Origin of the sequence: Rubrivivax sp. A210 (assembly GCF_904426505.1) — a bacterium.
Taxonomy (GTDB): Bacteria; Pseudomonadota; Gammaproteobacteria; order Burkholderiales; family Burkholderiaceae_C; genus Rubrivivax.
Genome location: NZ_CAJGBN010000034.1, coordinates 376460 through 402683 on the forward strand (window position 1 = coordinate 376460; position 26224 = coordinate 402683).

A 26224-nucleotide genomic window follows, 5' to 3' on the forward strand; every position below is an offset into this window, starting at 1 on the left:
CGAGGGCGCGGCCCGGGAGAGGGCGAGGACGGGCGAGGCGGAGAGGGTGACGAGCCTTACCCCCGGCACTGGTTGCAACGCTAAGGGCTGCTTGGTTCCCCACCTGACCCGGTTGGGCGCGCTTCCATGCGGGGAGGCCCGTCGCGTTCGATTGTAGGCGAGGCGGCCCTGCCCGGCTTCAGCGCAGCTTCAGATCCTCGCCGCTGAAGCGAATGCCCAGTGGTTCGATCAGCACTTCGCGCGGGCCGTCCTCCACCACGCCGGCCACCCAGGCCGCCACGCCGCAATGGCGCGCCACCTCGACGGCGGCCTCGGCGGCCTCGGCGGGCATGAAGAGCGCAAAGCCGGCGCCCATGTTGAAGGTGCCGTAAGCCTCGGCGTCGTCCATGGCGGCCTGCTGCTGGATGTAGCGCAGCACGGCCGGCACCGGCGGCAGCTTGTGCATGCGGTAGCGGAAGGCGCCCGGGTGACGCAGCAGCTTGCGCCAGCCGTGGCCGGTGATGTTGGCGGCATAGTGCACGCGCAGCCCGGCTTGCCACAGCGCCTCGGTCACCGGCGAATACAGCGTCGTCGGCGCCAGCAGGGCCGCGCCATAGCTCAGACCGGGTTCGATCTCGGTCAGATAGCCCTGGGGCAGGCGCTCGGCCAGCTTGCGCGCCAGGCTCAGGCCGTTGGCGTGGATGCCGCTGCTGGCCAGCAGCACGATGGCGTCGCCGGTGGCGAGATCGTCGCCCAGGCTCAACCTTTCCTTGGGCTTGACGAGGCCGGTACACGAGGCCGCCAGGTCAATGCGGCCGGCCTCCACCACGCCGGCCAGGGCCGGGGTCTCGCCGCCGCCCCAGGCCACGCCGCAGCGGTCGCAGGCGTCCTTCCAGCCGCGCACCAGGGCGCGCGCACGCTGCTCGTCGGTGAACCACTCGCTGCCGCCGGCGGCCCAGTAGGCCTGCACCACCAGGGGCGTGGCGCCCACGGTGATGAGGTCGTTGATGGCCATCGCCAGCGTGTCCTGGGCGATGTCGGCGTAATGGTGGGGCCCGCCCTCGTGGCCCTGCAGGCGCTGCATCTCGTCGGCCACCAGGGTCTTGGTGCCCAGGCATTCGACGATGCTGGCCAGGTAGAAGGGCCCGACATCGACGACATAGGCCGATTCGCCGCGCGAGGCAGTGACTTCGGCGTAGCCGTGGGCCCCCAGGTGGGCGCCGGTGGCCGCGGCGGCGCGCTGGGCGGCCACCTTTAGCGGGTCGATGAGGTCGTACTGGACGCCCGCCTGCTCGTAGCTCAGCGGGGTTTGCGGGGTCTGCGTCATGGCGACCGATTATCCCTGGCCCCATAGAATGCCCCGCATGACTTATGTCGTCCTGGCCCGCAAATACCGCCCGCGCACCTTTGCGCAGATGGTGGGGCAGGAGCACGTCGTGCAGGCGCTGGGCCATGCGCTGCAGCAGGGGCGGCTGCACCACGCCTACCTCTTTACCGGCACGCGCGGCATCGGCAAGACCACGGTCAGCCGCATCCTGGCCAAGAGCCTGAACTGCACCGGCCCCGACGGCCGCGGCGGCATCACCGACCAGCCCTGCGGCGTCTGCCAGGCCTGCACCGAGATCGACGCCGACCGCTATCTCGACTACACCGAGATGGACGCTGCCAGCAATGGCGGCAAGGACGAGATCCGCGATCTCATCGAGCGTGCCGCCTACAAGCCGGGCGTGGGCCGCTTCAAGGTCTTCATGATCGACGAGGCGCACCAACTCTCCAAGGACGCCTTCAACGCCCTGCTCAAGACGCTGGAGGAGCCGCCCGAGTACCTGAAGTTCGTGCTCGCCACCACCGACCCCGAAAAGGTGCTTCCGACGGTGCTGAGCCGCTGCCTGCAATTCAACCTGCGGCCGATGGCGCCGGCCACCGTGCGCGACCATCTTCAGCGCGTGCTGGCCGCCGAGAACGTGCCCTTCGACGAGGGCGCCTTGCGCCTGCTGGCGCGCGCCGCGCGTGGATCGATGCGCGACGGGCTCTCGCTTACCGACCAGGCCATCGCCTACGGCGGCGGCCAACTCGAGGAAGCCGGCGTGCGCGCCATGCTGGGCAGCGTCGACCGCGGCCATGCCCAGGCCCTGGTGCAGGCCTTGTCGGCGCGCGATGGCCAGGCCGTGCTGGCCACGGTGGACGGGCTGCGCGGCCTCGGCCTCTCGGCCGCGGCCACGCTGGAAGAACTGGCGATGCTGCTGCAGCAGATGGCCATCGAGCAGAGCGTGCCCGGCGCGCTGGACGCGCTGGACCCCGACAGCGAATCGGCGCGCCAGCTCGCGCCGCTGCTGGCCCCCGACGAGACCCAGCTGCTCTACAGCATGGCCCTGAACGGCCGCGCCGAGCTGGGCCTGATGAGCGACGAGTACGCGGCGCTGACCATGGTGCTGCTGCGCTTCCTGGCCTTTGCGCCCCAGGGCGCCGAAGCACCGCCGCGGCCGCCGCGCGAGCCGCGGGCCGCGCCGCTGCGCGCGCCGGCACCGCCCGCGGTGCGCACGGTCTCGCCCGCGGTGCGCACGGTTCCGCCGGCTGCGCGCACGGTGCCGCTGCCGCAGACGGCCGAGGTGCAGCTGCCCGTGGCGGCGCCCGCTTCAGCGCCCACATCGGCGGCCACTTCGACACCCAGCTTTGTCGAACCGGCCATGGCGATTGCAGCGCCGGTTGCAGCGGCACCGGCCGCCGTGTACCAGGTCACCACGGCCGCGCCGGAGGTCGACACCGGCCTCGGCGACCGCTGGGACCAACTCGTCAAGAAGCTCAGCGCCGAGGGCACGCTGGCCGCCTTGCTGCGCGAGTTGGCCGTGCAGGCCGGCCTGCGTGCCATCGACGCCAGCCAGCAGCCGTCGGCCTGGGTGCTGGTGGTGGAGCGCGAGCCGCTGCGCAACCCGGTGCTGGCCGACAAGCTGGCGGCCGTGCTGGCGCAGGAACTCGGCCAGCCGCTGCAGATCGTGCTGGAAGCCGGCATACCGGCCGATTCGCCGGCGCGTCGTGATGCCGCCGAGCGCCAGCGTCGCCAGGCCGCAGCCGAGGCCCGGATCCACGCCGACCCGGTCGTGCGCGAACTGCTGGCCCAGTTCAAGGGCGCGCGCATCGTGCCGGGCTCGATCAAACCCGTTTGAACAAAGGAAGCACCACCATGATGAAGGGCCAACTCGCCGGCTTGATGAAGCAGGCCCAGGCGATGCAGGACAACATGAAGAAGGCGCAGGACGAGCTGGCGCTGCTCGAGGTCGAGGGCCAGTCGGGCGCCGGCCTGGTGAAGGTGACCATGACCTGCAAGCACGACGTCAAGCGGGTCGCCATCGATCCCAGCCTGCTGGCCGACGACAAGGACATGCTGGAAGACCTGGTCGCCGCCGCCTTCAACGACGCCGTGCGCCGCGCAGAAGCGGTATCGACCGAGAAGATGGGCAAGCTCACCGCCGGCCTGCCGCTGCCTCCGGGCATGAAGTTCCCGTTCTGAGTTCGCGCCAGCCTTGGCCGACAACGCGCTCGAAGGCCTGATCGAGGCGCTGCGCCGCCTGCCCGGCGTGGGCATCAAGTCGGCCCAGCGCATGGCCTTCCACCTGCTGCAGCACGACCGCGACGGCGCGCGCCGCATCGCCGCGGCCCTGGGCGCGGCGCTGGAGCGCGTGCGCGTCTGCGCGCGCTGTCACACCTACACCGAGGCCGAGGTCTGCGCCACCTGCCTGGACCCGCGGCGCGACACGCGCCAGCTCTGCGTGGTGGAGACGCCGGCCGACCAGGCGGCGCTGGAGCGCAGCGGCAGCTACCGCGGCCTGTACTTCGTGCTGATGGGGCGGCTGAGCCCGCTCGATGGCGTGGGCCCGGCCGAGATTGGCGCCGAGCGCCTGCTGGAGCGTGCCACCGATGGCATCGTCGAGGAGGTGATCCTGGCCACCAGCTTCAGCGCCGAGGGCGAGGTCACGGCCCATGCGCTGGCCGGCGCGCTGCGTGCGCGCGGCATCAAGGTGACGCGGCTGGCGCGTGGCGTGCCGGCAGGCAGCGAGCTGGAGTACGTGGACCTGGGCACCATCGCCCATGCGATGGGCGACCGGCGCTAGGTCAGCGTCAATCTGCGACGGTGGCGCGGTAGGCGTGCCAGGAAGCGTGCCCCAGCACCGGCCCCACCACCAGCAGGCCGGCAAACCAGGGCAACATCGCCAGCACCACCAGGCCCGAGATGATGAAGGCCCAGACCATCATCACCAAGGTCTGGCTCAGCACCAGGCGCATGCTGGTCAGGCCGGCGCTGATGGCGTCGGTGCGGCGGTGCAGGATCATCGTCATCGAGACCACGCTGACGGCGTAGATCAGGGTCGCGAAGACCGCGCCCAGGGCCAGCCAGGTGACCAGGAAGGGCAGGTTCTCGCCCGCCACCAGGGCCAGCAGCGAGCCCTTGAAATCGGGCATGCCGTCGAAGCTGATCGCAAACACCACCAGCGTGGCGCGCGCCCACAGCATCTCCAGCACCAGCAGCACGACGGCGAAGATGGCAAGCTGGCCGGTGCGCGCCTGCCAGGCGAACAGCGAATCGGCGAATTCCGGCGTCTGGCCGTTCTCCAGCCGCTGGCTGACGCGGTACATGCCCAGGCACAGGAACGGCCCCATCAGCAGAAAGCCGCCCGAGAGCGCCAGCACATAGGCCGGCGAGCTTTCGAACACCCACAGCAGGGCCCAGCCCATCAGCATGAAGCAGCCGCCGTAGAACAAGCCGATGGCCGGCGCGCGGAGAAAGTCGCGCCAACCCAGGTGCAGCCAGCGCAGCGGGTCGGTCAGGCCCACCGTGCGCAGCACGACCGGGGGTGTGGCCGTGCGGCCGCCTTCTTCGGGGGTTTCTTCCATGGGCCTTGTTCGGGTTAGCTGCCGCGCCTCACGCGCCTGAACTCGTCGAGCACGAGGCCGATGGCGCCCAGGGTGATGGCGCTGTCGGCCACGTTGAAGGCGGGAAAGTAGCCGCCGCGGAAGAGGGGTTCGAGCAGGGCGAAGCGGAACTGCAAAAAGTCGATCACATGGCCGTGCAGCACGCGGTCGATGACATTGCCGAGCGCCCCTCCCATGATGAGGCTGACCGAGAAGCAGAACAGGCGCTGCGTCGGGTGGCTGCGCATCATCCAGACGATCAGCGCCGAGGCCGCCAGCCCCAGCGCAGTGAAGAACCAGCGCTGCCAGCCCTGGGCATCGGCCAGGAAGGAAAAGGCGGCGCCGGCATTGTGGGCGCGCACGAGGTTGAACCAGGCCGTCACCGGGCGCACGTCGCCAAGCTGGAACCAGCCGGCAATGAGCGTCTTGGTGAGCTGGTCGACCACGATGACGATGGCCGCCAGCGCCAGCCACAGCATCAGGCCGCCGCCGCCAGCGGCGCTGGCTTTGGACCGCGCCACGCTCAGGCCACCGTGCGCGCTTCGCCGGCGCCGTGCAGGTTGCTGGTGCAGCGCCCGCACAGCGCCGGGTGGGCGGCGTCGTGGCCGACATCGTTGCGCCAGTGCCAGCAGCGCTCGCACTTCTTGTCGCCGCTGGCGGCCACCGCGATCAGCAGCGTGTCGCCGGCGCGCAGTTCCACCGCCGAGGTGATGAGCACGAAGCGCAGGTCGTCGCCCAGCGAGGCCAGCAGCGCGTGGTCTTCAGGTGCCGCCGTCAGCGTGACGTTGGCCTGCAGCGACGAACCAAGGCCACCGGCGGCGCGCAGCGCCTCGATCTCCTTGTTCACCGCATCCCGGATGGCGCGGATGCGCGCCCACTTGACGAGCAGGGCCTCGTCGGGCGTGGCGAGCTTCCAGTAAGTCTCGGTGAAGATGGTGGTCGGGCCGCCATTGGCCGCCGGGCCGGCGTACTTCCAGGCCTCCTCGGCCGTGAAGCTGAGGAAGGGCGCCATCCAGCGCAGCATGGCCTGGGTGATGTGCCAGATTGCGGTCTGGGCGCTGCGCCGCGCCAGCGAGCCGGGGGCGGTGGTGTAGAGGCGGTCCTTCAGCACGTCGAGGTAGAACGCACCCAGGTCCTCGGCGCAGAAAACCTGCAGCTTGGACACCACCGGGTGGAACTCGTAGACCTCGTAGTGAGCCAGGATGTCGGCCTGCAGTGCGGCGATGCGGGCGAGCGCCCAGCGGTCGATTTCCAGCATCTGCTCCGGCGCCACGGCGTCTTTGGCGGCGTCGAAATCGGCCGTGTTGGCGAGCAGGAAGCGCAGCGTGTTGCGGATGCGGCGGTAGCTGTCGACCACGCGCGCCAGCACCTTGTCGTCGATGCTGAGATCGCCCGAGTAGTCGGTGGCGGCGCACCACAGGCGGATGATCTCGGCGCCGAGCTGGCTGGTCACCGTGCGCATCTCGACGAAGTTGCCCAGGCTCTTGCTCATCTTGCGGCCCTGGCTGTCCACCGTGAAGCCGTGGGTGAGCAGGCCGCGGTAGGGCGCGCGCCCGGCGATGGCACAGCCGATCAGCAGCGAGCTGTGGAACCAGCCGCGGTGCTGGTCATGGCCTTCGAGGTACAGATCGGCCTCGGGGCCGCTGTCGTGGTGGCCCGGATCGTCAGCCGATCCCTGGTGGGAGCCGCGCAGCACATGGCTGAAGGTGGAGCCGCTGTCGAACCAGACATCGAGGATGTCGTTGCTCTTGGCATAGTCCTCCGCTTCGGTGCCCAGCAATTCGGCAGGGTCGAGCTGGCTCCAGGCTTCGACGCCGCCCTTCTCCACCAGCTGCGCCGCGCGTTCGATGAAGGCCAGCGTGTTGGGATGCGGCTCGCCCGTCACCTTGTGCAGGAACAGCGGCAGCGGCACGCCCCAGCTGCGCTGGCGGCTGATGCACCAGTCGGGCCGGTTGGCGATCATGTCGCGCAGGCGGGCGCGGCCGTTCTCGGGGTAGAAGCCGGTCTGCTCGATGGCGGCCAGCGCGGTGGCGCGCAGCGTGCCCGGGGCCTTGTCGACCGTGAACACGCCTTCGCCCTCGTCCATGCGCACGAACCACTGCGCCGCGGCGCGGTAGATCACGGGCGACTTGTGGCGCCAGCAGTGCGGGTAGCTGTGCATCAGCTTGTCGGTGGCGAGCAGGCGGTCGCTCTGCGACAGCACCTCGACGACGCGCGGGTTGGCCTTCCAGATGTTGAGTCCGCCGAACAGCGGCAGCTCGGCCTCATAACGGCCGTCGCCCTGCACCGGGTTGAGGATGTCCTCGTGCGACAGGCCGTGCGCGACGCAGGAGTTGAAGTCTTCCACGCCATAGGCCGGCGCCGAATGGACGACGCCGGTGCCGTCGTCGGCGGTGGCGTAGTCGGCCAGGTAGACCGGCGACGTGCGGCGATAGCCCTCGTGGGCATCGGCCAGCGGGTGCCAGAAGGCCAGGCCGCCGAGCTTGGCGCCCAGCGTGGTGGCGACCACACGGCCTTCCAGGCCCCAGCGCGCCAGGCACTTCTCCACCAGCGCCTCGGCCACCAGCATCAGGCCGCGCCGGGTGTCCACCAGCGCATAGCTCAGCGCCGGGTTGAGGTTGAGCGCCTGGTTGGCCGGCAGCGTCCAGGGCGTGGTGGTCCAGATCACGGCATAGGCCGGCTGGCTCAGTGCGTCCAGGCCGAAGGCCGCGGCCAGCGCCGCCGGGTCGGCGGCCTTGAAGGCCACGTCGACGGTGGGCGAGGCCTTGTCGGCGTACTCGATCTCGAACTCGGCCAGCGAGGAGCCGCAGTCGAAGCACCAGTACACCGGCTTGGCGCCGCGGTAGACATAGCCGCGCTCGAACAGGCGCTTGAGCACGCGGATCTCGCCGGCCTCGTTGCCGGGGTCCATCGTGCGGTAGGGGTGTTCCCAGTCGCCCAGCACGCCCAGGCGCTGGAAGTCGACCATCTGCTGCGCGATCTGTTCGGTGGCATAGGCGCGGCTCAGCGCCTGCACCTTGTCGCGTGGCAGGCCGCGGCCGTGGTCCTTCTCGATCTGGTTCTCGATCGGCAGGCCGTGGCAATCCCAGCCCGGCACGTAGCGCGCGTCGAAGCCGGCCAGCTGGCGGCTCTTGACGATCATGTCCTTGAGGATCTTGTTGCTGCCGTGGCCGATGTGCAGCTTGCCATTGGCATAGGGCGGGCCGTCGTGCAGCACGAACAGCGGCGCGCCGTGGCGGGCGACGCGCAGGCGCTGGTAGAGGCCGTTGTCCAGCCATTCCTTGATCCAGCCCGGCTCGCGCTTGGGCAGGTCGCCGCGCATCGGGAAGGGGGTGTCGGGCAGGTTGAGGGTGCGGCGGTAGTCGGTGGGGGCGTCGTTGCTCATCTCGGGCGGGCCGCGGGCGCGGCGCTTTCTTGTCGGCTTTCAGGCGGGGACCGGGCGGGCCGCACGCCGGGGCTGGCGGCGGCGCGAGCGGGGCAGGCGCGCACGGGGCGCGCGGCGCTTCAGCGCAGGGGCCGAGTAATTCGGTCGCGCCGGCCTTGCCTTTGCGTGGCGGCTTGCCAGCGGGGCTGGAGGTGCGGCTGCGAGTACGGCTGCAGGAGCAGGGTCACGGGCATGGCCGCGATTCTATGCGCGGGGGTGGGCGTGCCAGGCCAGGGCCTCGGCGGTGTCGGCCGCGATGCCCTCGCGCAGCGCCTCGACCGAGGCGTACTTGCGCTCGTCGTGCAGCTTGTGCAGCAGGTCCACGCGCAGCAGCCGGCCATAGCCGGCCTCGGCGCCCAGGCCCTCGGGCCAGTCCAGGCAGTGCACTTCCAGCAGCACGCGGCCGGCGTCTTCCACCGTCGGCCGCACGCCCAGGCTGGCGACGCCGGGAAGGGGCGCGGGTCCAAGGCCGTACACGCGCACGACGAAGATGCCACCGGCCGCCGGCCGCGCGTGGGCGAAGCGCAGGTTGAGGGTGCGAAAACCCAGCTCGCGCCCCAGCTTGCGCCCGTGTACGACGTGGCCGCTGATGCTGTAGGGGCGGCCCAGCAGGGATTCGGCGCGCGCCATGTCGCCGGCCGCCAGCGCCTCGCGAACCGCCGAGCTGGAGACACGCAGGCCGTGGACTTCGTAGCTCATCATGCGGGCGACGTCGAAGCCCCGTGCGCCGCCTGCGGCATCCAGCATCGCGTAGTTGCCGGCCCGGCGTGCGCCGAAGTGGAAATCATCGCCGACGAGCACGTAGCGCGCGCCCAACCCGCCCAGCACCACGTCGTCGATGAAGGCCTGTGCCGTCTGCGCGGCGAAGCGCTCGTCGAAGCGCGCCACGACGACGTGGCCGACGCCGCAGCGCTCGAGTTCGGCGAGCTTGTCGCGCAGCGTCGCGATGCGTGCCGGCGCCAGCTCGGGCTTGCCGGCGCGGCGGGCGAAGAAGTCACGCGGGTTGGGCTCGAAGGTCAGCACGCAACTCGGCAGGCCGCGGTGGCGGGCCTCGCTGGTGAGCAGGGCCAGCATGGCCTGGTGGCCGCGGTGGACGCCGTCGAAATTGCCGATGGTGAGCGCGCAGCGCTGCGGCAGCGTGCGGTGGTGGAAACCTCTGAAGACCCTCATGGCGCAATTATCGGCGGGCCACCCGCTCCAGCGCGCCCAGCCACTCGGCCTGCACGCGGCTCCAGGCGTAGTGGCGGCGCACATAGTCCTGGCCGGCCTGGCCCAGCGCCTGCAGCCTTTCGGGCGTGCAGGCGGCGGCCTGCTGCAGCGCCCGCCACAGTGGCGCCGTCGGCCCGTAGACCCAGCCGGCGCCGCTGTCGTCCACATGCGCGCGCAGCACCTCGGAGCGGCCATTGACGATCACCGGTGAGCCCAGGGCCAGGCTTTCCAGCGTCACCAGCGACAGGCTCTCGTGGCGCGAGGTGACGATGCCGGCCAGCGCGCCGGCCATCAGCGCGTCGCGCTCGGCGTCGGGCACGAAGCCGGCGTAGACCAGGCGCGGGTGCTGCGGCAGCCTTTCCATGAAGCCCTGGCCCAGCACCACGAGGCGGACGCCGCGGCGGTCGAGCGCGGCGAACAGGCGAAAGGCGCGCGCCAGCGTCGAGAAGCCCTTGGAGCGCGTGATGCGCCCCACCCACACGAAGTAGGGCGTGTGCTCGCCCAGGCCCAGCCGCAAGCGCGCTGCGGCCAGCACCGCCGGGTCGGGCGCCGGCGGCGCGATGCCGACGCCGGCAATGCTGCCCGGCGCCACCTGCGCGCCGTACAGCCGCAGCGCGAGGTCGCGCTCGCTGGCGCAGTTCCACAGGATCCAGCCGGGGCGCTCGAACACCTCGCGCATCAGCGGGTGGTACATGCTGCGCTCGTTGTGCAGCGTGGGCACCAGGACCGTGGGCACCGGCGTCGCCGGCAGGCCGGCGGCCGTGGGGTGGTACAGCGCGGTGAAGAAGACGACGACGTCGTAGTGGCCCTCGGCCTGCGCCAGGTGGGCCATCAGTTCCAGGCTGTAGGGGCCCTGGCGCTCGAGGTAGGTCTCGCCGTCGGTGGCGGGGTCACCGCGGCGCTGTGCCACGGCTTGCAGGCCCAGCGCCGACAGCAGCCGGTTCGTGCGGTAGCGCAGCAGGTGGCGGCGCGGCACGCGAGCGCGCCCGCTGTGGCCGCGCTGCGGGTGGTCGAAGCGGATCACCGGCGTGCCGTCGACCTCGCCGGCGCCGGCCGGATAGTGGCGGTCCCAGCTCGTGTAGTCGCGGGCGCGGGTGGTGAGCACGGTCACGTCGTGCCAGGGCCGAATGTGCTCGACGAACAGGCGCGCATGGGCCTCGGCGCCGCCGTTGATCTCGAGGCCGTAGCGCTGCACGACCACGGCCACGCGCAGGCGTCGCGCCGTCATGCGCGCGACCCGGCGAGAATCGGGGTCGTCCGCCGACCCAAGGCCCTGCGATGACCCTGCCCCCATGCCCCGTCTGCGGCGCTGTCGAGCGCGAAGCGGTGTTCCGCCAGACCCTGCTCGGCCGCCACGACGTGGGTTACCACCTCTGCCGCGCCTGCGGCCTGCTGCAGACCGATATGCCGCACTGGCTGGATGAGGCCTACGCCCAGGCCATCGCCGACACCGACACCGGCCTGCTGCAGCGCAATCTCGACCACGCCCGCTTCCTGAACCTGCTGCTGCAGGTGGCCTTCGACCCCGCCGGACGCTTCGTCGACGTGGCCGGCGGCTGGGGTGTGCTGGCCCGCCTGCTGCGCGACCGCGGCTTCGACGCCTACCGCAGCGACAAGTACTGCGCCAACCTCTTCGCCGACGGCCACGAGCCCTTCGACGGCCTGCAGGCCGAGGCGCTTTTCGCGTTCGAGGTGCTGGAACATGTGAGCGACCCGGTGGCCTTCGTCGAGGCCGAGTTCGCGCGCTACGGCTGCCGCTCCATCGTGCTGTCGACCCTCAGCTTCAGCGGTGCGCCGCCTGCGCCCGGTTGGTGGTACTACTCGCCAGAGACCGGGCAGCACATCTCGTTCTACCAGCCGCGCACGCTGGCCCGGTTGGCTGAGCGCCTGGGCTGCGAGTACACGCGCATCCACGACGGGCTGCACCTGCTGCTGGCGCGCCCGCTGTCGCCACTGCTGCGGCGCGCACTGCGCAGCCGCCGTGTGCGCGGCTGGCTCGAGGCCTGGTACTGGGCGCGTCACCGCCGCGCCGCGCTCACCTGGGCCGACCATGAGCAGGCGAAGCGGCGTCTGCCAGGCGCTGCGCCCGCAGCTCGCTGACCATTGCCGCGGCCACCGCGGGCATCGTCTTTTGCGCGCGCCAGCCGAGCAGGCGCGCCGCCTTGTCGGCATTGCCGCGGCTGTATTCCAGGTCGGTGCGGCGCATCAGCGCCGGGTCGCTGAGCACATGGTCCTGCCAGTCGAGGCCGAGTTCGGCAAAGACCGCGGCGACGAAATCTCGCAGCGAATGCGAGACGCCGGTGGCGATCACGAAGTCCTCGCCGCAGTCGGCCTGCAGCATGGCCCACATCGCCTCCACGTACTCGGGGCTCCAGCCCCAGTCGCGCCAGACCTCGAGGTTGCCCAGCGCGAGCTTGTGCCCGTCGCCATCGGCGATGTCCAGCGCCGCTTCGACGATCTTGCGCGTGACGAAACGGCGCGGGCGCAGCGGCGACTCGTGGTTGAACAGGATGCCGGTACAGGCCGCCAGACCGTAGGCCGCGCGGTAGTTGTCGACCAGCCAGTGCGCGGTGGACTTGGCCACCGCATAGGGGCTGCGCGGGTGAAAGGGCGTGTGCTCGTCGGCCGCCGTGGTGCCGGTGTTGCCGAAGCATTCGCTGGAGCCTGCGTTGTAGAAGCGGATGGGCCGGTTCAGGAAGCGCAGCGCCTCGAGCAGGTTCAGCGTGCTCGAGGCGATGCTTTCCAGCGCCTCGGCCGGCTGCTCGAACGACAGGCCCACCGAGGTCTGGCCGGCCAGGTTGTAGAGCTCGTCGGGGCGGGCACGGTCTATGGCCTCGAGCACGCTGCGGAAGTCGCGCGGCGCCATCGACACCAGGCGCACGCGCTCGGCGATGGCCAGCCGCTGCAGGTTGCCGACCGGCGCTACCTGGGCATCGCGCGAAGTGCCCCAGACCTCGTAGCCCTTGGCCAGCAGCAACTGGGCAAGGTAGGCGCCATCCTGCCCGGTGACGCCGCAGATCAGCGCCCTAGGCATGGGCCGTACCGCCCGCCACGCGGCGGTAGACGTCCAGGGTCTCGGCGGCACAGCGCTCCCACGAGAACTTCTGGAGCTGCTCGCGGCCGCGTGCGACCAGCTCGGCCTGCCGCGACGGGACGCCGGCCACCGCCTCCAGCGCCTGGCGGATCGAGTCGGTGTCCGCGGGGTCGAAGCCCTGGGCGGCATCGCCCACGACCTCGGGGATGCTGCTGGTGTTGCTGCAGGCCACCGGGCAGTCGCAGCGCATGGCCTCGAGCGGCGGGATGCCGAAGCCCTCGTAGAGCGAGGGGTAGACGAAGACCTCGGCCCCCGCATACAGGCGCGCCAGCGCGGTGTCGTCGCCGTGCTGCTGCACGATGCGCTCGCGTTCGATGCCGGCGCGGTCTATCGCCGCCCACTCCTCGGGCTTGAGGTCGCCGCCGCCGAAGCAGGCCAGGCGCAGGCTGCGCAGCGCGGGTGAAGCCCCCACCGCGGCCACCACGCCGAGGAAATTCTTGTAGCCGCCGCGGTCGCCCACGTAGAGGATGTAGGGCGCGCGGTCGGGCCGCGGCGGCTCGGGCGGCGGCTTCATGTCGGCGCTGAGGTGGGTCACCGAAACCTTGTGCTCGGGCACGTCCAGCAGGGCCATGAGGTCGCGCTTGGTGCAGTGCGAGATGCAGATCACATGATCGGCCTCGGCCACCGCGCGCCGCTTGGCCGCCGCGGTGGGCTCGTCGGGCGCGAAGTGTTGCGGGAAGCGCTCGTGGATCATGTCGTAGACCGTCAGCACGCGGCGGGCGCGCGGGTCGCGCAGTGGCGAGCCCCAGTAATAGGTCTCGTGGACGATGTCCGGCGCCTCGCGCGCCGTGGTCCTGCGTTCGACGACGCGGCCAGCCAAGCGCGCGAGCTTGCCCAGGCGTTTCCAGCGGCCCAGGTGCCAGCCCACGACCACCGGCGCTGGCACGCTGGCGAGGTATTCGTTGCGGTGGTGGGGGGCGACGATGCGCGCGGCCACGCCCGGCATGGCATCCAGCCGTGTCGCCAACTCGCAGAAGTAGCGCGAGATGCCGCCATAGCGCTGCTGGCGGAAGATCTGCGCGTCGAACAGGACTTTCAAGGGGCGGGGCGGGGCTGCAGGGGCGGGCGAGGTTAGCACGCGGGTCGGTCGCGGCGCGCTCAGCGCCCGGTGAGCGCGATCCAGCGCTTGCGCAGGCTGCGCCGCCACTTCTCGCTGCGCGAGAGCTTGCCGGCCGGCCGGTCGTCGGCCGGGTGCTGCAGCACCGCGGCGGCGGCCTGGGCCAGCGCCCGCATCAGCAGGGCGTCACCCTCGTGGCGTTGCGCCAGGGCCTGCAGGAAACGGCCGCGGTGGGGTGGCCGCGAGGCCGCGAAGGCGTCCATGCGCCAGGCCGGCTGGTGGAAGCAGTGCAGCAGGCCCCAGGCCTCTTCTTCGCTCAAGGCGGGCACCGCCTGGCGCAATACCTGTACGCACTCGCGCGTGTGGCGCAGCGTGTCGCCGGACATCCCGCCCAGGCTGTAGTGCACGGTGGGCTGGTCGCTGCGCCGCACGGCCACGCCGGCCCGCACGCCGGCCACCAGCCAGGCGAAGTCGCCGGCGATGCGCAGATCGGTGCGGTAGGGGCCGGTGGCGGCGTAGGCGGCGGGTGTGGCGTAGACGCCGTTGTGGCAGATGTTGGCGCAGGTCAGCAGCGAGGCTGCTGTCAGCGGCTCGGGCAGCCACAGGTGCGGCGCCTGGCCCCGGCTTTCGACCCAGGCCGCGCTGCAGACCAGGAGGGCGGTGTCGCCGCGCGCCTCGCCGGCGGCGGCGGCGGCGTTGGCGGCGGCGTCGGGGGTGAGCCAGTCGTCGGCGTTGAGCACGCACACCAGGTCGCCGGTGGTCCAGCCCAGGGCCTGGTTGAGCGCCTCATAGAGGCCGCCGTCGGGGGCGCTGGCGGCGTGGGCCAGGCGCGCGGCATGGCGCTGCACGAGGGCCCAGGTGCCGTCGGTCGAGGCGCCGTCGAGCACGACGTGCTCGACGTGCGGCCAGGTCTGTGCCTGCACGCTTTGCAGCGTGCGCTCCACGGTGGCGGCAGCGTTGCGCACCACGGTCACGTAGCTCACGCGCAGCGGGCCGCCGGGGGCGGGGCGCTGGCGCTGCCAGCGTGGCCAGGCTTCAGCGGCCATCGTGCGGCGCCCCGCGCAGGTATTCGGCGACGTAGGCGTCGGCGGCGCGGTCCCAGCTGAAGCGCCGGGCGCGTGCCTTCGCCGCCGCCGCCTGGGCCGGGCCGGCGGCGGCGAGGGCGGCCTCGGTGACGCGCCGCATGGCCCGGGGTTCGAAGTCGTGCCAGTAGTGCGCGGCGTCGCCGCCGATCTCGGGCAGGCAGGTGCGGTCGGACATCACCACCGGCTTGCCGAAGTGCAGCGCCTCCACCGGCGGCAGGCCGAAGCCTTCGGTCAGCGAGGGGAACACGAAGGCCCCGCAGTGCGCGTAGAGCCAGGCCTTCTGCGCCTGGTTCACCATGGTCAGGATGCGCACATCGGCCAGGCCCAGGGCATCGGCCCGCGCCTGCAACTCGGCGTTGCGCACCGCCGAGGGCCCGGCCAGCACCAGGCGCTGGCCGGGCCAGGCGGCCATCATCGCGAGCAGCGCCTCGACGTTCTTCGAGCCCGTCATGCGGCTGATGTGGAACAGGTAGCCCGGTTCCATGCCGGGCACGGCCTCCTGCGGCGCGGCGCTCAGGTCGCGCACGCCGTTGTAGACGGTCTGCAGGGGCCGCGCCTCGCCGAGGTGCTGGCGCAGGTCGGCGCCGACGTGGTCGCTGATGGTCACGATGCGGTCGTGCGTGGCCAGGCGCCGGCGCAGGCGGCGCAGGTCGCGCCAGCGGCTGTAGCCGCGCTTGACGTGGACGAAGTTGAGGTCGTGTACCGTGAGCAGGCGCCAGCCGGTGCCGCGCGGCGCCGGGTAGCGGTTGAGCTGGTTGAGCGTGTGCCAGAGGTCCAGGCGCTGCGGTTGCACATGCCACCACTCCTGCGACCGCCGCACTGGCAGGTAGCCGACGTCCTTGCCGAAGCAGCCCACGAGTGCCGGCACGACATGGAAGTGCAGCGCCAGGCCCTGCTGCTCGCGCAACGCCGGCGCGCGGGCGGCCAGCGCCGTGCCCAGCTGCTGCGAGAACTCACCCAGACCGTCGACGAAGCGCTCGATATTGCCCAGGCTGATGCCGACGTGGCGCAGGGGCGGGGTGGGGGCTTTTGCGGGCATCGAGGCCACGGCCCCGGGGGCCGCGTTCAAGGGGGGTGCTGGGGCGCGGTGATTATGGCTGCCGCAGGCACAATGCCGGTGCATGACGCGCTTGCCCCTGGCCCAGGTGACTTTGTGTGCAGTTGAGACCCGGACACCGGCTCTGGCGCTGCAGGCCTTGCTGCGCTCGATGCACCAGGTCGACTTCGGCCGCGTGCTGCTGTTCACCAATGGCTGGACGCCGCGCCGCGTCGTGCCCGGGGTCGAGCTGTACGACATCGACGCCATCGAGACCGAGGCCGCGTACTCGAACTTCCTGTTGCGCAAGCTGCCCTATTACGTGCGCAGCTCGCACGCGCTGGTCACGCGCTGGGACGGCTTCGTCGTCAATGCAGCGGCCTTCTCGCCTGAATTCCTGGTGTACGACTACCTGGCCCCGGTGTGGCCGGGCGAGCCCGAGGGCCGCAATGTCGGCAGTGGCGGCTTCTCGTTGCGCTCGCGCCGCTACCTGCGCGCCGGGCTGGACCCGCGCATCGTCGACGAGCACCCCGAGGACATCGTGATGGGCCGCCAGCAGCGCGCCTTTCTCGAACGCGAGCACGGCATCAGCTTTGCGCCGGCCAAGCTGGCGCGGCTGTTTGCCGCCGGCGGTGAGGATGGCGGTCAAGGCGCCAGCTTCGGCTTCCATGGCGTACACCACCTGCCGCGTGTGGTGGACGAGGCCGAGCTGTCGCGCTGGCTGGTGGAACTGCCCGATGCTTTCTTTCGCGGCAACGATGCGGTCTGCCTGGCGCGGGCGATGCAAAACCAGGGCATGGCCGCGGCTGCAGCCCGCGTGCGCGAGCGCCGCCTGGCCGCTGGCGGCAGCAGCGAAGGGGCGGCTGGTTGCTGCCAGCCTTCGCTGGCGGGGCGTGTGCTGGCCGCGCTGGGCCTGCGCCGCTGATCGGGTCAGGCCGTCTCAGGCCCGCCCCGGCGGCTTCAGGCGCCCGGCGTCAGCTCGAAGCGGGTTACCTTGCGCGGCTTGAGCCAGACGCGGCTGCCGCGCTGCAGCTGCAGGCGGTCGCGCAGCGCGATGTAGTCGCTGCGCAGCAGTTCCACGTCGAGATAGCCCCCGTCTTCGCCGTTCAGGCCGTGGCGCTTGAACTCGATGCGCGTGTGGGCGCCCACCGTGAGGGTCTGGCTCAGCGTCACCGGCCAGGCCTCATGGCCGGGGCCGGGCGCCGCAGCCACGATCTCCAGCTCGTGCGGGCGCACATAGACCACGTCGCCGCCGGCCGTGGCGCCGCCGGGGCCGTGCTCGCTGCGGCCGTGGAAGAGGTTCACGTCGCCCAGGAACTGCAGCACGAAGGGGCTGGCCGGGTGGTCATACACCTGGTCGGGCGTGCCCACCTGCTCGATGCGGCCCTCGTTCATCACCACGATGCGGTCGGCCACTTCCATGGCCTCTTCCTGGTCATGCGTGACGAAGACGCTGGTGACGTGTACCTCGTCGTGCAGGCGGCGCAGCCAGCGGCGCAGTTCCTTGCGCACCTTGGCGTCCAGTGCGCCGAAGGGCTCGTCCAGCAGCAGCACCTTGGGCTCCACGGCCAGTGCGCGCGCCAGGGCGATGCGCTGGCGCTGCCCGCCCGAGAGCTGGTGCGGGTAGCGGTCGGCCAGCCAGTCCAGCTGCACCAGCTTGAGCAGGGCCATCACCTTGCTCTTGATCTCGGCCTCGCTCGGACGCGTCGATTTCGGCCGCACGCGCAGGCCGAAGGCGACGTTCTCGAAGATCGTCATGTGGCCGAAGAGGGCGTAGTGCTGGAACACGAAGCCGACATTGCGGTCGCGCACATCGGTGTCGGTGGCGTCCTCGCCGTGGAACAGCACATTGCCGGAATCGGGCACTTCCAGCCCGGCCATGATGCGCAGCAGCGTGGTCTTGCCCGAGCCCGAAGGCCCCAGCAGCGCCACCAGCTCGCCGGCCGGGATGTCGAGGTTGAGGTTGTCGCAGACGACCGTCTTGCCGAAGGCCTTGTTGAGGTTGCGTACTTCGATGCTCATGGGTCGCGTTCCTTCGGGCTATTCCGCGCGGTCGCCGTCGGCGCGCATCTGCGCCTTGACGCGCTGTTCGACGATGTACTTCAGCACCAGCGTCACCAGCGCCAGCAGGGCCAGCAGCGAGGCCACGGCAAAGGCGGCCGCGAACTGGTATTCGTTGTAGACGATCTCGATGTGCAGCGGCATGGTGTTGGTCTGGCCGCGGATATGGCCCGAGACCACGCTGACCGCGCCGAACTCGCCCATGGCGCGCGCATTGCACAGGATCACGCCATAGAGCAGGGCCCACTTCACGTTGGGCAGCGTCACGCGGCGGAACATCTGCCAGCCGCCCGCGCCCAGCACGCGGGCCGCCTCTTCCTGCTCGATGCCCTGGGCCTGCATCAGCGGGATCAGCTCGCGCGCCACGAAGGGAAAGGTCACGAACACGGTGGCCAGCACGATGCCGGGCACGGCGAAGATGATCTTCATGTCGTGGTCTATGAACCAGCTGCCGGCCCAGCCCTGGAGGCCGAAGACCAGCACATAGATCAGGCCGGCGATCACCGGGCTCACGCTGAAGGGCAGGTCGATCAGCGTCAGCAGCAGGTTCTTGCCGTGGAACTCGAACTTGGCAATGGCCCAGGCCGCGGCGAGGCCGAACACCAGGTTCAGCGGCACGCTGATGACGGCGGCGATCAAGGTGAGCTTGATGGCCGAGAGCGCATCGGCGTCGACGATGGCGGCCAGGTAGACATCCCAGCCTTTTCTCAGCGCCTCGTAGAACACCGTCACCAGCGGCACGAAGAGGAAGAGGCTCATGAAGGCCAGGGCCAGCGTGATCAGCAGCAGGCGCACCCAGGGCGCCTCGGAGGTGGCGGCGCGGATGCGGCGCGGCGCGGTGCCGGCGCGGGCCGGTGCCGCCGCGGGTAGCGTGGCCGTGTTCATGCCAAGCCCCCTTGGCGCCGCCGCGCCCAACTCTGCAGCAGGTTGATCAGCAGCAGCAGGCCGAAGGCCGCCACCAGCATCACCACCGCGATGGCCGTGGCGCCGGCGTAGTCGTACTGCTCGAGCTTGGTGATGATCAGGAGCGGCGTGATCTCGCTGACCATGGGCATGTTGCCGGCGATGAAGATGACGCTGCCGTATTCGCCCAGGGCGCGCGCAAAGGCGAGCGCAAAGCCGGTCAGCAGGGCCGGCATCACGATGGGAAAGACGACGTGGCGGAAGGTCTGGGCGCGGTTGGCACCCAGCGTGGCAGCGGCCTCTTCGAGTTCCCGGTTCACGTCTTCCAGCACCGGCTGCACCGTGCGCACCACGAAGGGCAGGCCGATGAAGACGAGGGCGATCCACACGCCCAGCGGCGTGTAGCTCACCTTGAAGGGCAGGTGCTGGCCCAGGCTGCCGTTGCCGGCCCAGATGGCCGTCAAGGCAATGCCGGCCACGGCCGTGGGCAGGGCGAAGGGCAGGTCGACCAGCGCGTCGATGAGGCGCTTGAACGGAAACTTGTAGCGCACCAGCACCCAGGCCACGATGAGGCCGAACACGGCGTTGATCAGCGCGGCCAGGAAGCTGGCGCCGAAGGTGAGCCGGTAGCTGGCCATCACGCGCGGCGTGGTGGTGGCGTCGAGGAACTGCTGCCAGGTGAGGGTGAAGGTCTTGAGAAAGGCCGCCGACAGCGGAATCAGCACGATCAGGCTGATGTACAGCAGCGCGAAGCCCAGCGCCAGGTCGAAACCGGGCAGCACGCTGTGGCGCTTGAGCAGGGTCTTGCGCAGGAACATGGTCGTCGCGCTCAGCGGGCCTTGGCCGCGGCGATCACCTGGTCGTACAGGGCGCCGTCGTTGAAGTGCTCCTTCTGCGCCTTGCTCCAGCCGCCGAAGACCTCGTCGACGGTGAAGGTGTTGACCTTGGGGAAGGCCTTGGCGTACTTGGCCAGCACCTTGGGGCTGCGCGGGCGCAGGTTGTACCTGGCGGCGATCTCCTGGCCGGCGTCGCTGTAGAGGTATTGCAGATAGGCCTCGGCCAGCTTGCGCGTGCCGCGCTTGTCGGCCACCTTGTCGACCACGCTCACCGGGTTCTCGGCCAGGATGCTGCGGCTGGGGTAGACGACCTCGTAGTGGGCGCCGAACTCGCGCTCGATCAGCGGCACCTCGCTCTCGAAGGTGACCAGCGCATCGCCCAGGTTGCGCTGCGCGAAGGTGGTGGTGGCGCCGCGGCCGCCGCCGTCCAGCACCGGCACGTTGGCGAAGATGCGCGTCACCAGCGCCTTGGCGGCCTCGGGGCTGACGCCGCCTGTGACGGCCGCGCCCCAGGCCGCCAGATAGGTGTAGCGGCCGTTGCCGCTGGTCTTGGGGTTGGGGATGATGACGCTCAAGCCTGGCTTGCCGAGGTCGGACCAGTCGCGGATGTTCTTGGGGTTGCCCTTGCGCACCAGGATCACGCTGATGCTGGTGGTGGGCGAGGCGTTGTGGGGCAGGCGCTTCGCCCAGTCGGCCGGCAGCAGGGCGCCGCGCGTGACCAGCACGTCGATGTCGTTGTGCTGGTTCATCGTGATGACGTCGGCCTCCAGGCCGTCGGCCACGCTGCGCGCCTGGCGGCTGCTGCCGCCGTGGCTCTGGTTCAGCGTCACCTCCTCACCGGTGGTCTTCTTCCAGTGCGCGGCAAAGGCGGAGTTGTAGTCCTTGTAGAACTCGCGGCTCACGTCGTAGCTCACGTTCAGCAGCGTCTGGCCGGCGGCCTGGACGGGGGCGGCGCCGAACAGGGCGGCAATGCTCAGTACGGCAGGCAGGAGGACATGGCGGCGGTTCAGGGACACGGGCAACTCCGGGGATGCAGATTCAGCCGGCCACTCTAGGAGGCCGGACAAGGCGTAACAACGAAGCAAATCGCGGTTGCTTATGCAAAAAGCAAATGACGAAGGGCTGGCAAGGCCAGCCCTTCTTCACGCAAGCGCCGCTGGCGCTGCTGAGGGACCTACTTTCTTGTATAGATCTGGTCGAACACCCCGCCGTCGTTGAAGTGGTTCTTCTGTGCCTTGATCCAGCCGCCGAAGACATCGTCGATGGTGAACAGGCTGATCTTGGGGAAGTTCCTGGCGTAGGCCGCGGCGACCTTGGTGTCGATGGGGCGGTAGAAGTTGCGCGCTGCGATCTCCTGCGCCTCGGGCGAGTACAGATAGTCCAGGTAGGCCTGGGCGACGGCGCGCGTGCTCTTGCGGTCGACGTTCTTGTCCACCACGGTGACCGGCGGCTCGGCCAGGATGCTGATGGGCGGGTAGACGATGTCGAACTTGTCGGCGCCGAACTCCTTCAGCGCCAGGTGGGCCTCGTTCTCCCAGGCCAGCAACACGTCGCCCACGCCGCGCTCGGCAAAGGTCACGGTGGAGCCGCGGGCGCCGCTGTCCAGCACCGGCACATTGGAGAACAGCTTGGCGACGAAATCCTTGGCCTTGGTGTCGTTGCCGCCGGGCTGCTTGAGCGCAAAGCCGTAGGCCGCCAGGTAGCCCCAGCGCGCGCCGCCGCTGGTCTTGGGATTGGCGGTGATGACCGAGACGCCGGGCTTGACGAGGTCGTCCCAGTTCTTCACGCCCTTGGGGTTGCCCTTGCGCACCAGGAAGATGTAGGTGCTGGTGTAGGGCGAGCTGTTGTGCGGCAGGCGCTTTTGCCAGTCGGCCGGGATCAGCCTGGCCTTGCTGGCCAGTTCGTCCACGTCATAGGCCAGGGCCAGGGTCACGACATCGGCTTCGAGGCCGTCGATGACCGAGCGCGCCTGCTTGCCCGAGCCACCATGGCTTTGCTTGACGGTGACGATCTCGCCGGTCAACTTCCGCCAATGAGCGGCGAAGGCCTTGTTGTATTCCTGGTAGAGCTCGCGCGTCGGGTCGTAGCTCACATTGAGCAGGCTGACCTGCTTCTGCGCCCAGGCGGCGGGGGCCAGCAGGCCGCTGGCGGCAGTGGCTGCGATGCCGGCCAGCAACAGGGTGCGGCGGGCAAGGCCGGAGGTTCGGCCGCGGGTCGGGTGGTCCATGGGTTCGCTTTGCGAGAAGTCCTGAGAAGCGGCCCATGCTAGGAAGGCGCCTCCTCGCGACCAAGTAATCCTTTCGAATCTGCTGATGCGGCTGGCGCAGCAGGCGAGCCTGTCTCAGGTCACGGGCGCCGGATTGAACAGCACCAGGGCGTTGTGCAGCTTCCAGTGCTCGGCCCAGGTCTTCTGGCGTCCGCTGGCCACAGCCAGCATCAGGCGGAACAGCTCCCAGCCCACGTCCTCGATGCTGGCCGAGCCGTCGGCGATGGTGCCGGCGTTGACGTCCATCAGGTCGTGCCAGCGCCGCGCCAGATCGCTGCGCGTGGCGACCTTGATCACCGGCACGGCGGCCAGGCCATAGGGCGTGCCGCGGCCGGTGGTGAAGACGTGCAGGTTCATGCCCGCGGCCAGTTGCAGCGTGCCGCAGATGAAATCGCTGGCCGGCGTGGCGGCATAGGTCAGGCCCTTGCTGTGGAGCTTCTCGCCCGGCGCCAGCACATTGGAGATGGGCACCGTGCCCGACTTGACGATGGAGCCCATCGCCTTCTCGACGATGTTGGAAAGCCCGCCTTTCTTGTTGCCCGGCGTGGTGTTGGCGCTGCGGTCGGCGCTGCCGCGCTGCAGGTAGGCGTCGTACCAGGCCATCTCGCGGATCATCGCTTCGGCCACCTCGGGCGTGGCGGCGCGCGCCGTGAGTTGAGCTATGCCGTCGCGCACCTCGGTCACTTCCGAGAACATCACGCTGGCGCCGGCGCGCACCAGCAGGTCGGTGCAAAAGCCTACCGCCGGGTTGGCGGTGACGCCCGAGAAGGCATCGCTGCCGCCGCATTGCACGCCGACCACCAACTCGCTGGCCGGCACCGTCTCGCGCCGGCGCGCGTTCAGGCGCTCGAGGTGCCCCTCGGCCTGGCGCATGATGGCCTCGACCATCGACATGAATCCGACATGGCTGTCGTCCTGCAGGCAGATCACGTCAAGCGTCTCTTCGGCGCTGCTGCCGACATCGGCCACGCTGCGCTCGTCGACGATGGCGAAACTGCCCGGCGGCAACAGGCGCTCGGGCTGCAGCTTCTCGCAGCCCAGGCTGACTACCATCAGCTCACCGCCGAAGTTCGGGTTCAGGCTGATGTTGCGCAGCGTGCGTATCGGCACCACGGCATCGGGCGCATCGATGGCAACGCCGCAGCCATAGCCGTGTTCCAGCGCGACCACGTCGTCGACGTTGGGAAATCGCGGCAGCAGTTCGGCCTTGATGCGCTGCACCGCGAAGGCGGTGACGCCGGCCACGCACTGCACCGTCTGCGTGATGGCCAGGATGTTGCGCGTGCCCACGCTGCCGTCGGCATTGCGGTAGCCCTCGAAGCTGTAGCCCTCCAGTGGCGGCAACGGCGCAGGTCGGGCGGTGGCCAGCGGCAGGCCTTGCAGCGAGCGCGCCTCGGGCATGGCCAGCAGCCGCTCGTGTACCCAACTGCCAGCCGGTATGGGCTTGAGCGCGTGGCCGATGGCGATGCCGTAGCGTCGCACCGGCGCATCGGCCGCAATGTCTTCCAGCGCCAGCTTGTGGCCTTGCGGCACGCGGTCCACCAGCACCAGGCCGGATGGCAGCACGGTGCCGGCGGCCAGGCCGCCGTCGTTGGCGACGATGGCGACGTTGTCCGCATCGTTCATGCGGATGGTCAGGGGCGGGGCGGGCGGCGTGACGTTGCCAGGGCTGGGGGTGGACGGTGCGTCCGGCATCGGGGGTCTCCTTCGAGCGGGCCACGCAGCCCTGGGTCTGGAAGGCGAGATTGTCTGATTTAGAGAAAAGTTGTCAAGCAACTTTGAGGAGGGTCAAGGCTCAGGGCAGGCGCGTGCCCTCGAAGATGCGCCGCTTGGCGTTGACGATGTGGAACCGTGTCGCCTCGGCCGCATCGGTCGCCGAGCGGCGCGCGATGGCCTCGACGATGGCCAGATGCTCGGCTTGCACCGTGCGCACGCGCGCCAGGCTTTTCTTGTCGCTGACGCTGCGCGCCAGTTCCATGAACTGCCGTATCGGCGCGACGCTGTTTTCCACCGTGTCGACAAAGAAGGGGTTGTGCGAGCCGTGCGCGATGGCGAGGTGGAAGCGCACGTCTTCCTCGATGCCGGGCTGGCCACCCTCCATCGCGCGGCCCAGGGCCTGGAACTCCGCGCGCATGGTGGCGAGGTCGGCGCCGTCGTGGAACTCGGCCGCCGCCGCCGCCGCGCCGCCCTCGACGCAGCAGCGAAAGGCGTAGTAGCGCTCGATGTCGGCCAGGCTCTTGATCGGCGTTACGGCCGCCGCCGGTGCGCCGGGGCGCCGCACAACATGGCTGCCCGAGCCGCGCCGCGACTCGATCACGCCGTCGGAGCGCAGGCGGGCCAGGGCTTCGCGCACGGTGGGCCGCGAGACGCCGAACTGGCCGGCCAGCACGCCCTCGGTGGGCAGCTTGCCGGTGGCGGCGAAGTCGCCGCGCAGCACCGCTTCGACGATGCGCGCGTAGACGCGGTCGGGCAGGGAGCCCGTCCCTTCGAGTTGCAGCGTGGCTTCGTTCATCGCTTGTTGGTTGGGGCCTGCGGGTGCAGCGCCGTCCTGGTGACGAGGAGACGCTGCGATCTTAGCGGCAAGATCTATTTGCCAGACAACTATAGGTGTTTATCCTAGATTTGGAGATCAAAGGCGGCGATTATAGTTAAGTTGTAAGACAAATACATCAGCCACCAAGCCCGCAAAGTTGCATTGCCGGGCGCCGCTGCCCCCTCAATACCACCACGAGGATTCCATGCTCCATCCCCTGCGCCACCGTCTCGTCGCCCTCGGCGTGGCCCTAGGCCTCGCGACCGCCCTGCCTGCACTCGCCCGCGATTTCCGGTCGTCGGACGTCCACCCCACCGACTACCCGACGGTGGAGGCCGTGCGCGCCATGGGCAAGGCGCTCAAGGAGCAGTCCAAGGACAAGCTCGGCATCAAGGTCTTCCCCTCGGGAGCGCTTGGCGCCGAGCGCGACACCATCGAGCAGCTCAAGATCGGCGGCCTCGACATGATGCGCATCAACGCCGCGCCGCTGAACAACATCGTCCCCGAGACGATTGCCGTCTCGATGCCCTTCGTGTTCCGCTCCATCGACCACATGCGCCGCGTGCTCGACGGCCCCATTGGCGACGAGGTGCTGGCGGCGATGGCCGAGCAGGGCATGGTCGGCCTGGCCTTCTACGACAGCGGCGCGCGCTCGATCTACACGGTCAAGCGCCCGATCAAGACGCTGGCCGATATCAAGGGCCTGAAGATCCGCGTGCAGCAGTCGGATCTCTTCGTCGCGATGATGGAGGCGCTGGGCGCCAATGCCACGCCCATGCCTTATGGCGAGGTCTACACCGGCCTCAAGACCGGCATCGTCGACGGCGCCGAGAACAACTGGCCCTCCTTCGAGTCTTCGCGCCACTTCGAGGCCGCCAAGTTCTACAACACCACCGAGCATTCCATGGTGCCCGAGGTGCTGGTCTTTTCGAAGAAGATCTGGGACACGCTCAGCAAGGAAGATCAGGTGCTGATCCGCAAGACCGCCAAGGAGTCGGTGGCGACGATGCGCAAGCTGTGGGACGAGCGCGAGGCCAAGTCGCGCAAGATCGCCGAGGCCGGCGGCGCCCAGGTGGCGGTCATCGCCGACAAGAAGCCCTTCGTCGATGCAATGGCGCCGGTTTACGCCAAGTTCGCCAGCACGCCCAAGCTGCGCGATCTGGTCAAGCGCATCCAGGACGCCAAGTAGCCGCCGTGGCCACACCACCGCCGGCACCGGCCACCCACTGCGTCACCCACAAGGAGTTCCGATGAAGGAACCTGAACCTGCGGCCAGGCCGCCGCAGCCGGACGTTGCCGAGCCGCCGCTCGATGGCGCCCTGACCCGGCTCAACGCCAGGGTTGCGCGGCTGGGCATGTTTGCCTCGGTGGGCGGCCTCTTCATGATCGTCGCCATCGTCTTCTTCCAGGTCTTCGGCCGTTATGTGCTCAACAGCTCGCCCACCTGGACCGAGAGCCTGGCCCTGGTGCTGGTGCTCTATGTCACGCTGATCGGCGCGGCCGTGGGCGTGCGCGACGCCGGCCACATCGGCATGGAATCGCTGCTGGTGCTGGTGCCCGAGCAGGTGCGCAACCGGGTCGAGCTGCTGATCCACGCGCTGGTGATGCTGTTTGGCGCCGCGATGATCTGGAACGGTGGCGTGCTCGGCCTCTCGGTGGCGTCCTACAAGATCCCCAACCTCGGCCTGCCCGAGGCCATACGCTATGTGCCGCTGGTGCTCTCGGGCGTTCTCATCATCTCGTTCTCCATCGAGCATGTGATCGCGCTCGTGCAGGGCAAACTCGTGGAGCCCTCATGGCACTGACCATCCTCTGCATCAGCTTCTTCGGCTT

Annotated in this window: 24 protein-coding genes and 1 other RNA gene; 7 read left to right on the forward strand and 18 right to left on the reverse strand. The window is 69.9% G+C overall.

Annotation, left to right across the window (positions count from 1 at the left end):
• Positions 1 to 45: 45 nt before the first annotated feature.
• Positions 46 to 143, reverse strand: an RNA gene (gene ffs / locus JMV16_RS17810) — signal recognition particle sRNA small type.
• A 35-nt stretch (positions 144 to 178) separates the two neighbouring features.
• The gene (locus JMV16_RS17815; protein ID WP_201495620.1) at positions 179 to 1306 is read right to left on the reverse strand and encodes an AIR synthase related protein; all 1128 of its coding nucleotides are present in this window, start codon (positions 1304 to 1306) and stop codon (positions 179 to 181) included.
• 37 nt (positions 1307 to 1343) lie between these two features.
• Between JMV16_RS17815 and dnaX the strand changes: the two genes are divergently transcribed.
• The 3 genes from dnaX to recR are packed head-to-tail and all read left to right on the forward strand — an operon-like array spanning position 1344 to position 4088.
• Entirely contained in the window at positions 1344 to 3143 is a 1800-nt protein-coding gene (dnaX, locus tag JMV16_RS17820; RefSeq protein WP_201495621.1) for a DNA polymerase III subunit gamma/tau, read from the forward strand.
• A gap of 17 nt (positions 3144 to 3160) precedes the next feature.
• Positions 3161 to 3487, forward strand: coding sequence for a YbaB/EbfC family nucleoid-associated protein (locus JMV16_RS17825; protein ID WP_201495622.1), 327 nt, complete (start codon positions 3161 to 3163; stop codon positions 3485 to 3487).
• 13 nt (positions 3488 to 3500) lie between these two features.
• Entirely contained in the window at positions 3501 to 4088 is a 588-nt protein-coding gene (gene recR / locus JMV16_RS17830; protein WP_201495623.1) for a recombination mediator RecR, read from the forward strand.
• A gap of 7 nt (positions 4089 to 4095) precedes the next feature.
• On the opposite strand, the gene JMV16_RS17835 is transcribed toward recR, so the two are convergent.
• The 5 genes from JMV16_RS17835 to JMV16_RS17855 form a co-directional block, all read right to left on the reverse strand.
• Positions 4096 to 4869 (reverse strand): DUF2189 domain-containing protein, encoded by a 774-nt coding sequence (locus JMV16_RS17835; protein WP_201495624.1) that lies wholly within the window; start codon positions 4867 to 4869, stop codon positions 4096 to 4098.
• A gap of 14 nt (positions 4870 to 4883) precedes the next feature.
• Positions 4884 to 5414, reverse strand: a complete 531-nt coding sequence (gene lspA, locus JMV16_RS17840; RefSeq protein ID WP_236580593.1) for a signal peptidase II — start codon at positions 5412 to 5414, stop codon at positions 4884 to 4886.
• Complete coding sequence (ileS, locus tag JMV16_RS17845) at positions 5411 to 8272, reverse strand: isoleucine--tRNA ligase (protein ID WP_201495625.1); 2862 nt, start codon at positions 8270 to 8272, stop codon at positions 5411 to 5413. Before ileS ends, lspA begins: the two co-directional genes overlap by 4 nt.
• A gap of 243 nt (positions 8273 to 8515) precedes the next feature.
• Positions 8516 to 9481 carry a bifunctional riboflavin kinase/FAD synthetase gene (locus tag JMV16_RS17850; RefSeq protein ID WP_201495626.1) on the reverse strand — a complete coding sequence of 322 codons (966 nt, stop codon included), beginning with the start codon at positions 9479 to 9481 and terminating at the stop codon, positions 8516 to 8518.
• 7 nt (positions 9482 to 9488) lie between these two features.
• The gene (locus JMV16_RS17855; protein ID WP_201495627.1) at positions 9489 to 10748 is read right to left on the reverse strand and encodes a glycosyltransferase family 4 protein; all 1260 of its coding nucleotides are present in this window, start codon (positions 10746 to 10748) and stop codon (positions 9489 to 9491) included.
• Between the two features lie 50 nt (positions 10749 to 10798).
• Here JMV16_RS17855 and JMV16_RS17860 point away from each other — a divergent pair, with 50 nt between their 5' ends.
• Positions 10799 to 11620 (forward strand): methyltransferase domain-containing protein, encoded by an 822-nt coding sequence (locus JMV16_RS17860; protein ID WP_201495628.1) that lies wholly within the window; start codon positions 10799 to 10801, stop codon positions 11618 to 11620.
• On the opposite strand, the gene JMV16_RS17865 is transcribed toward JMV16_RS17860, so the two are convergent.
• From JMV16_RS17865 to JMV16_RS17880, 4 genes are read right to left on the reverse strand one after another with little or no spacing between them, the layout of a single operon-like run.
• Positions 11556 to 12554 carry a GDP-mannose 4,6-dehydratase gene (locus tag JMV16_RS17865; RefSeq protein ID WP_201495629.1) on the reverse strand — a complete coding sequence of 333 codons (999 nt, stop codon included), beginning with the start codon at positions 12552 to 12554 and terminating at the stop codon, positions 11556 to 11558. The two genes, JMV16_RS17860 and JMV16_RS17865, sit on opposite strands and share 65 nt — an antisense overlap.
• The gene (locus JMV16_RS17870) at positions 12547 to 13653 is read right to left on the reverse strand and encodes a glycosyltransferase family 4 protein (protein ID WP_201495630.1); all 1107 of its coding nucleotides are present in this window, start codon (positions 13651 to 13653) and stop codon (positions 12547 to 12549) included. The genes JMV16_RS17865 and JMV16_RS17870 overlap by 8 nt, the downstream gene beginning before the upstream one ends.
• A gap of 59 nt (positions 13654 to 13712) precedes the next feature.
• Positions 13713 to 14717 (reverse strand): glycosyltransferase, encoded by a 1005-nt coding sequence (locus JMV16_RS17875; RefSeq protein WP_201495631.1) that lies wholly within the window; start codon positions 14715 to 14717, stop codon positions 13713 to 13715.
• Positions 14707 to 15825 (reverse strand): glycosyltransferase, encoded by a 1119-nt coding sequence (locus JMV16_RS17880; protein WP_201495632.1) that lies wholly within the window; start codon positions 15823 to 15825, stop codon positions 14707 to 14709. The genes JMV16_RS17875 and JMV16_RS17880 overlap by 11 nt, the downstream gene beginning before the upstream one ends.
• Positions 15826 to 15877: 52 nt before the next feature.
• On the opposite strand from JMV16_RS17880, the gene JMV16_RS17885 reads away from it, so the two are divergent.
• Entirely contained in the window at positions 15878 to 16717 is an 840-nt protein-coding gene (locus tag JMV16_RS17885; protein ID WP_201495633.1) for a DUF5672 family protein, read from the forward strand.
• A 35-nt stretch (positions 16718 to 16752) separates the two neighbouring features.
• On the opposite strand, the gene JMV16_RS17890 is transcribed toward JMV16_RS17885, so the two are convergent.
• The 7 genes from JMV16_RS17890 to JMV16_RS17920 form a co-directional block, all read right to left on the reverse strand.
• Positions 16753 to 17814 (reverse strand): sulfate/molybdate ABC transporter ATP-binding protein, encoded by a 1062-nt coding sequence (locus tag JMV16_RS17890; protein WP_201495634.1) that lies wholly within the window; start codon positions 17812 to 17814, stop codon positions 16753 to 16755.
• An 18-nt stretch (positions 17815 to 17832) separates the two neighbouring features.
• Entirely contained in the window at positions 17833 to 18738 is a 906-nt protein-coding gene (gene cysW / locus JMV16_RS17895) for a sulfate ABC transporter permease subunit CysW (RefSeq protein WP_201495635.1), read from the reverse strand.
• Complete coding sequence (gene cysT / locus JMV16_RS17900; protein WP_201495636.1) at positions 18735 to 19574, reverse strand: sulfate ABC transporter permease subunit CysT; 840 nt, start codon at positions 19572 to 19574, stop codon at positions 18735 to 18737. Before cysT ends, cysW begins: the two co-directional genes overlap by 4 nt.
• A gap of 11 nt (positions 19575 to 19585) precedes the next feature.
• A complete protein-coding gene (locus JMV16_RS17905; RefSeq protein WP_236580584.1) occupies positions 19586 to 20608 on the reverse strand; it encodes a sulfate ABC transporter substrate-binding protein in 1023 nt (340 codons plus the stop codon).
• A gap of 158 nt (positions 20609 to 20766) precedes the next feature.
• Positions 20767 to 21819 (reverse strand): sulfate ABC transporter substrate-binding protein, encoded by a 1053-nt coding sequence (locus tag JMV16_RS17910; RefSeq protein WP_201495638.1) that lies wholly within the window; start codon positions 21817 to 21819, stop codon positions 20767 to 20769.
• 114 nt (positions 21820 to 21933) lie between these two features.
• A complete protein-coding gene (gene garD / locus JMV16_RS17915; RefSeq protein ID WP_201495639.1) occupies positions 21934 to 23553 on the reverse strand; it encodes a galactarate dehydratase in 1620 nt (539 codons plus the stop codon).
• Positions 23554 to 23653: 100 nt separating this feature from the next.
• The gene (locus tag JMV16_RS17920; RefSeq protein ID WP_201495640.1) at positions 23654 to 24370 is read right to left on the reverse strand and encodes a FadR/GntR family transcriptional regulator; all 717 of its coding nucleotides are present in this window, start codon (positions 24368 to 24370) and stop codon (positions 23654 to 23656) included.
• A 226-nt stretch (positions 24371 to 24596) separates the two neighbouring features.
• Here JMV16_RS17920 and JMV16_RS17925 point away from each other — a divergent pair, with 226 nt between their 5' ends.
• Both JMV16_RS17925 and JMV16_RS17930 read left to right on the forward strand, forming a co-directional pair.
• Positions 24597 to 25580 carry a TRAP transporter substrate-binding protein gene (locus JMV16_RS17925; protein WP_201495641.1) on the forward strand — a complete coding sequence of 328 codons (984 nt, stop codon included), beginning with the start codon at positions 24597 to 24599 and terminating at the stop codon, positions 25578 to 25580.
• Positions 25581 to 25746: 166 nt separating this feature from the next.
• Positions 25747 to 26196 carry a TRAP transporter small permease gene (locus tag JMV16_RS17930; RefSeq protein ID WP_236580594.1) on the forward strand — a complete coding sequence of 150 codons (450 nt, stop codon included), beginning with the start codon at positions 25747 to 25749 and terminating at the stop codon, positions 26194 to 26196.
• Positions 26197 to 26224 lie beyond the last annotated feature (28 nt).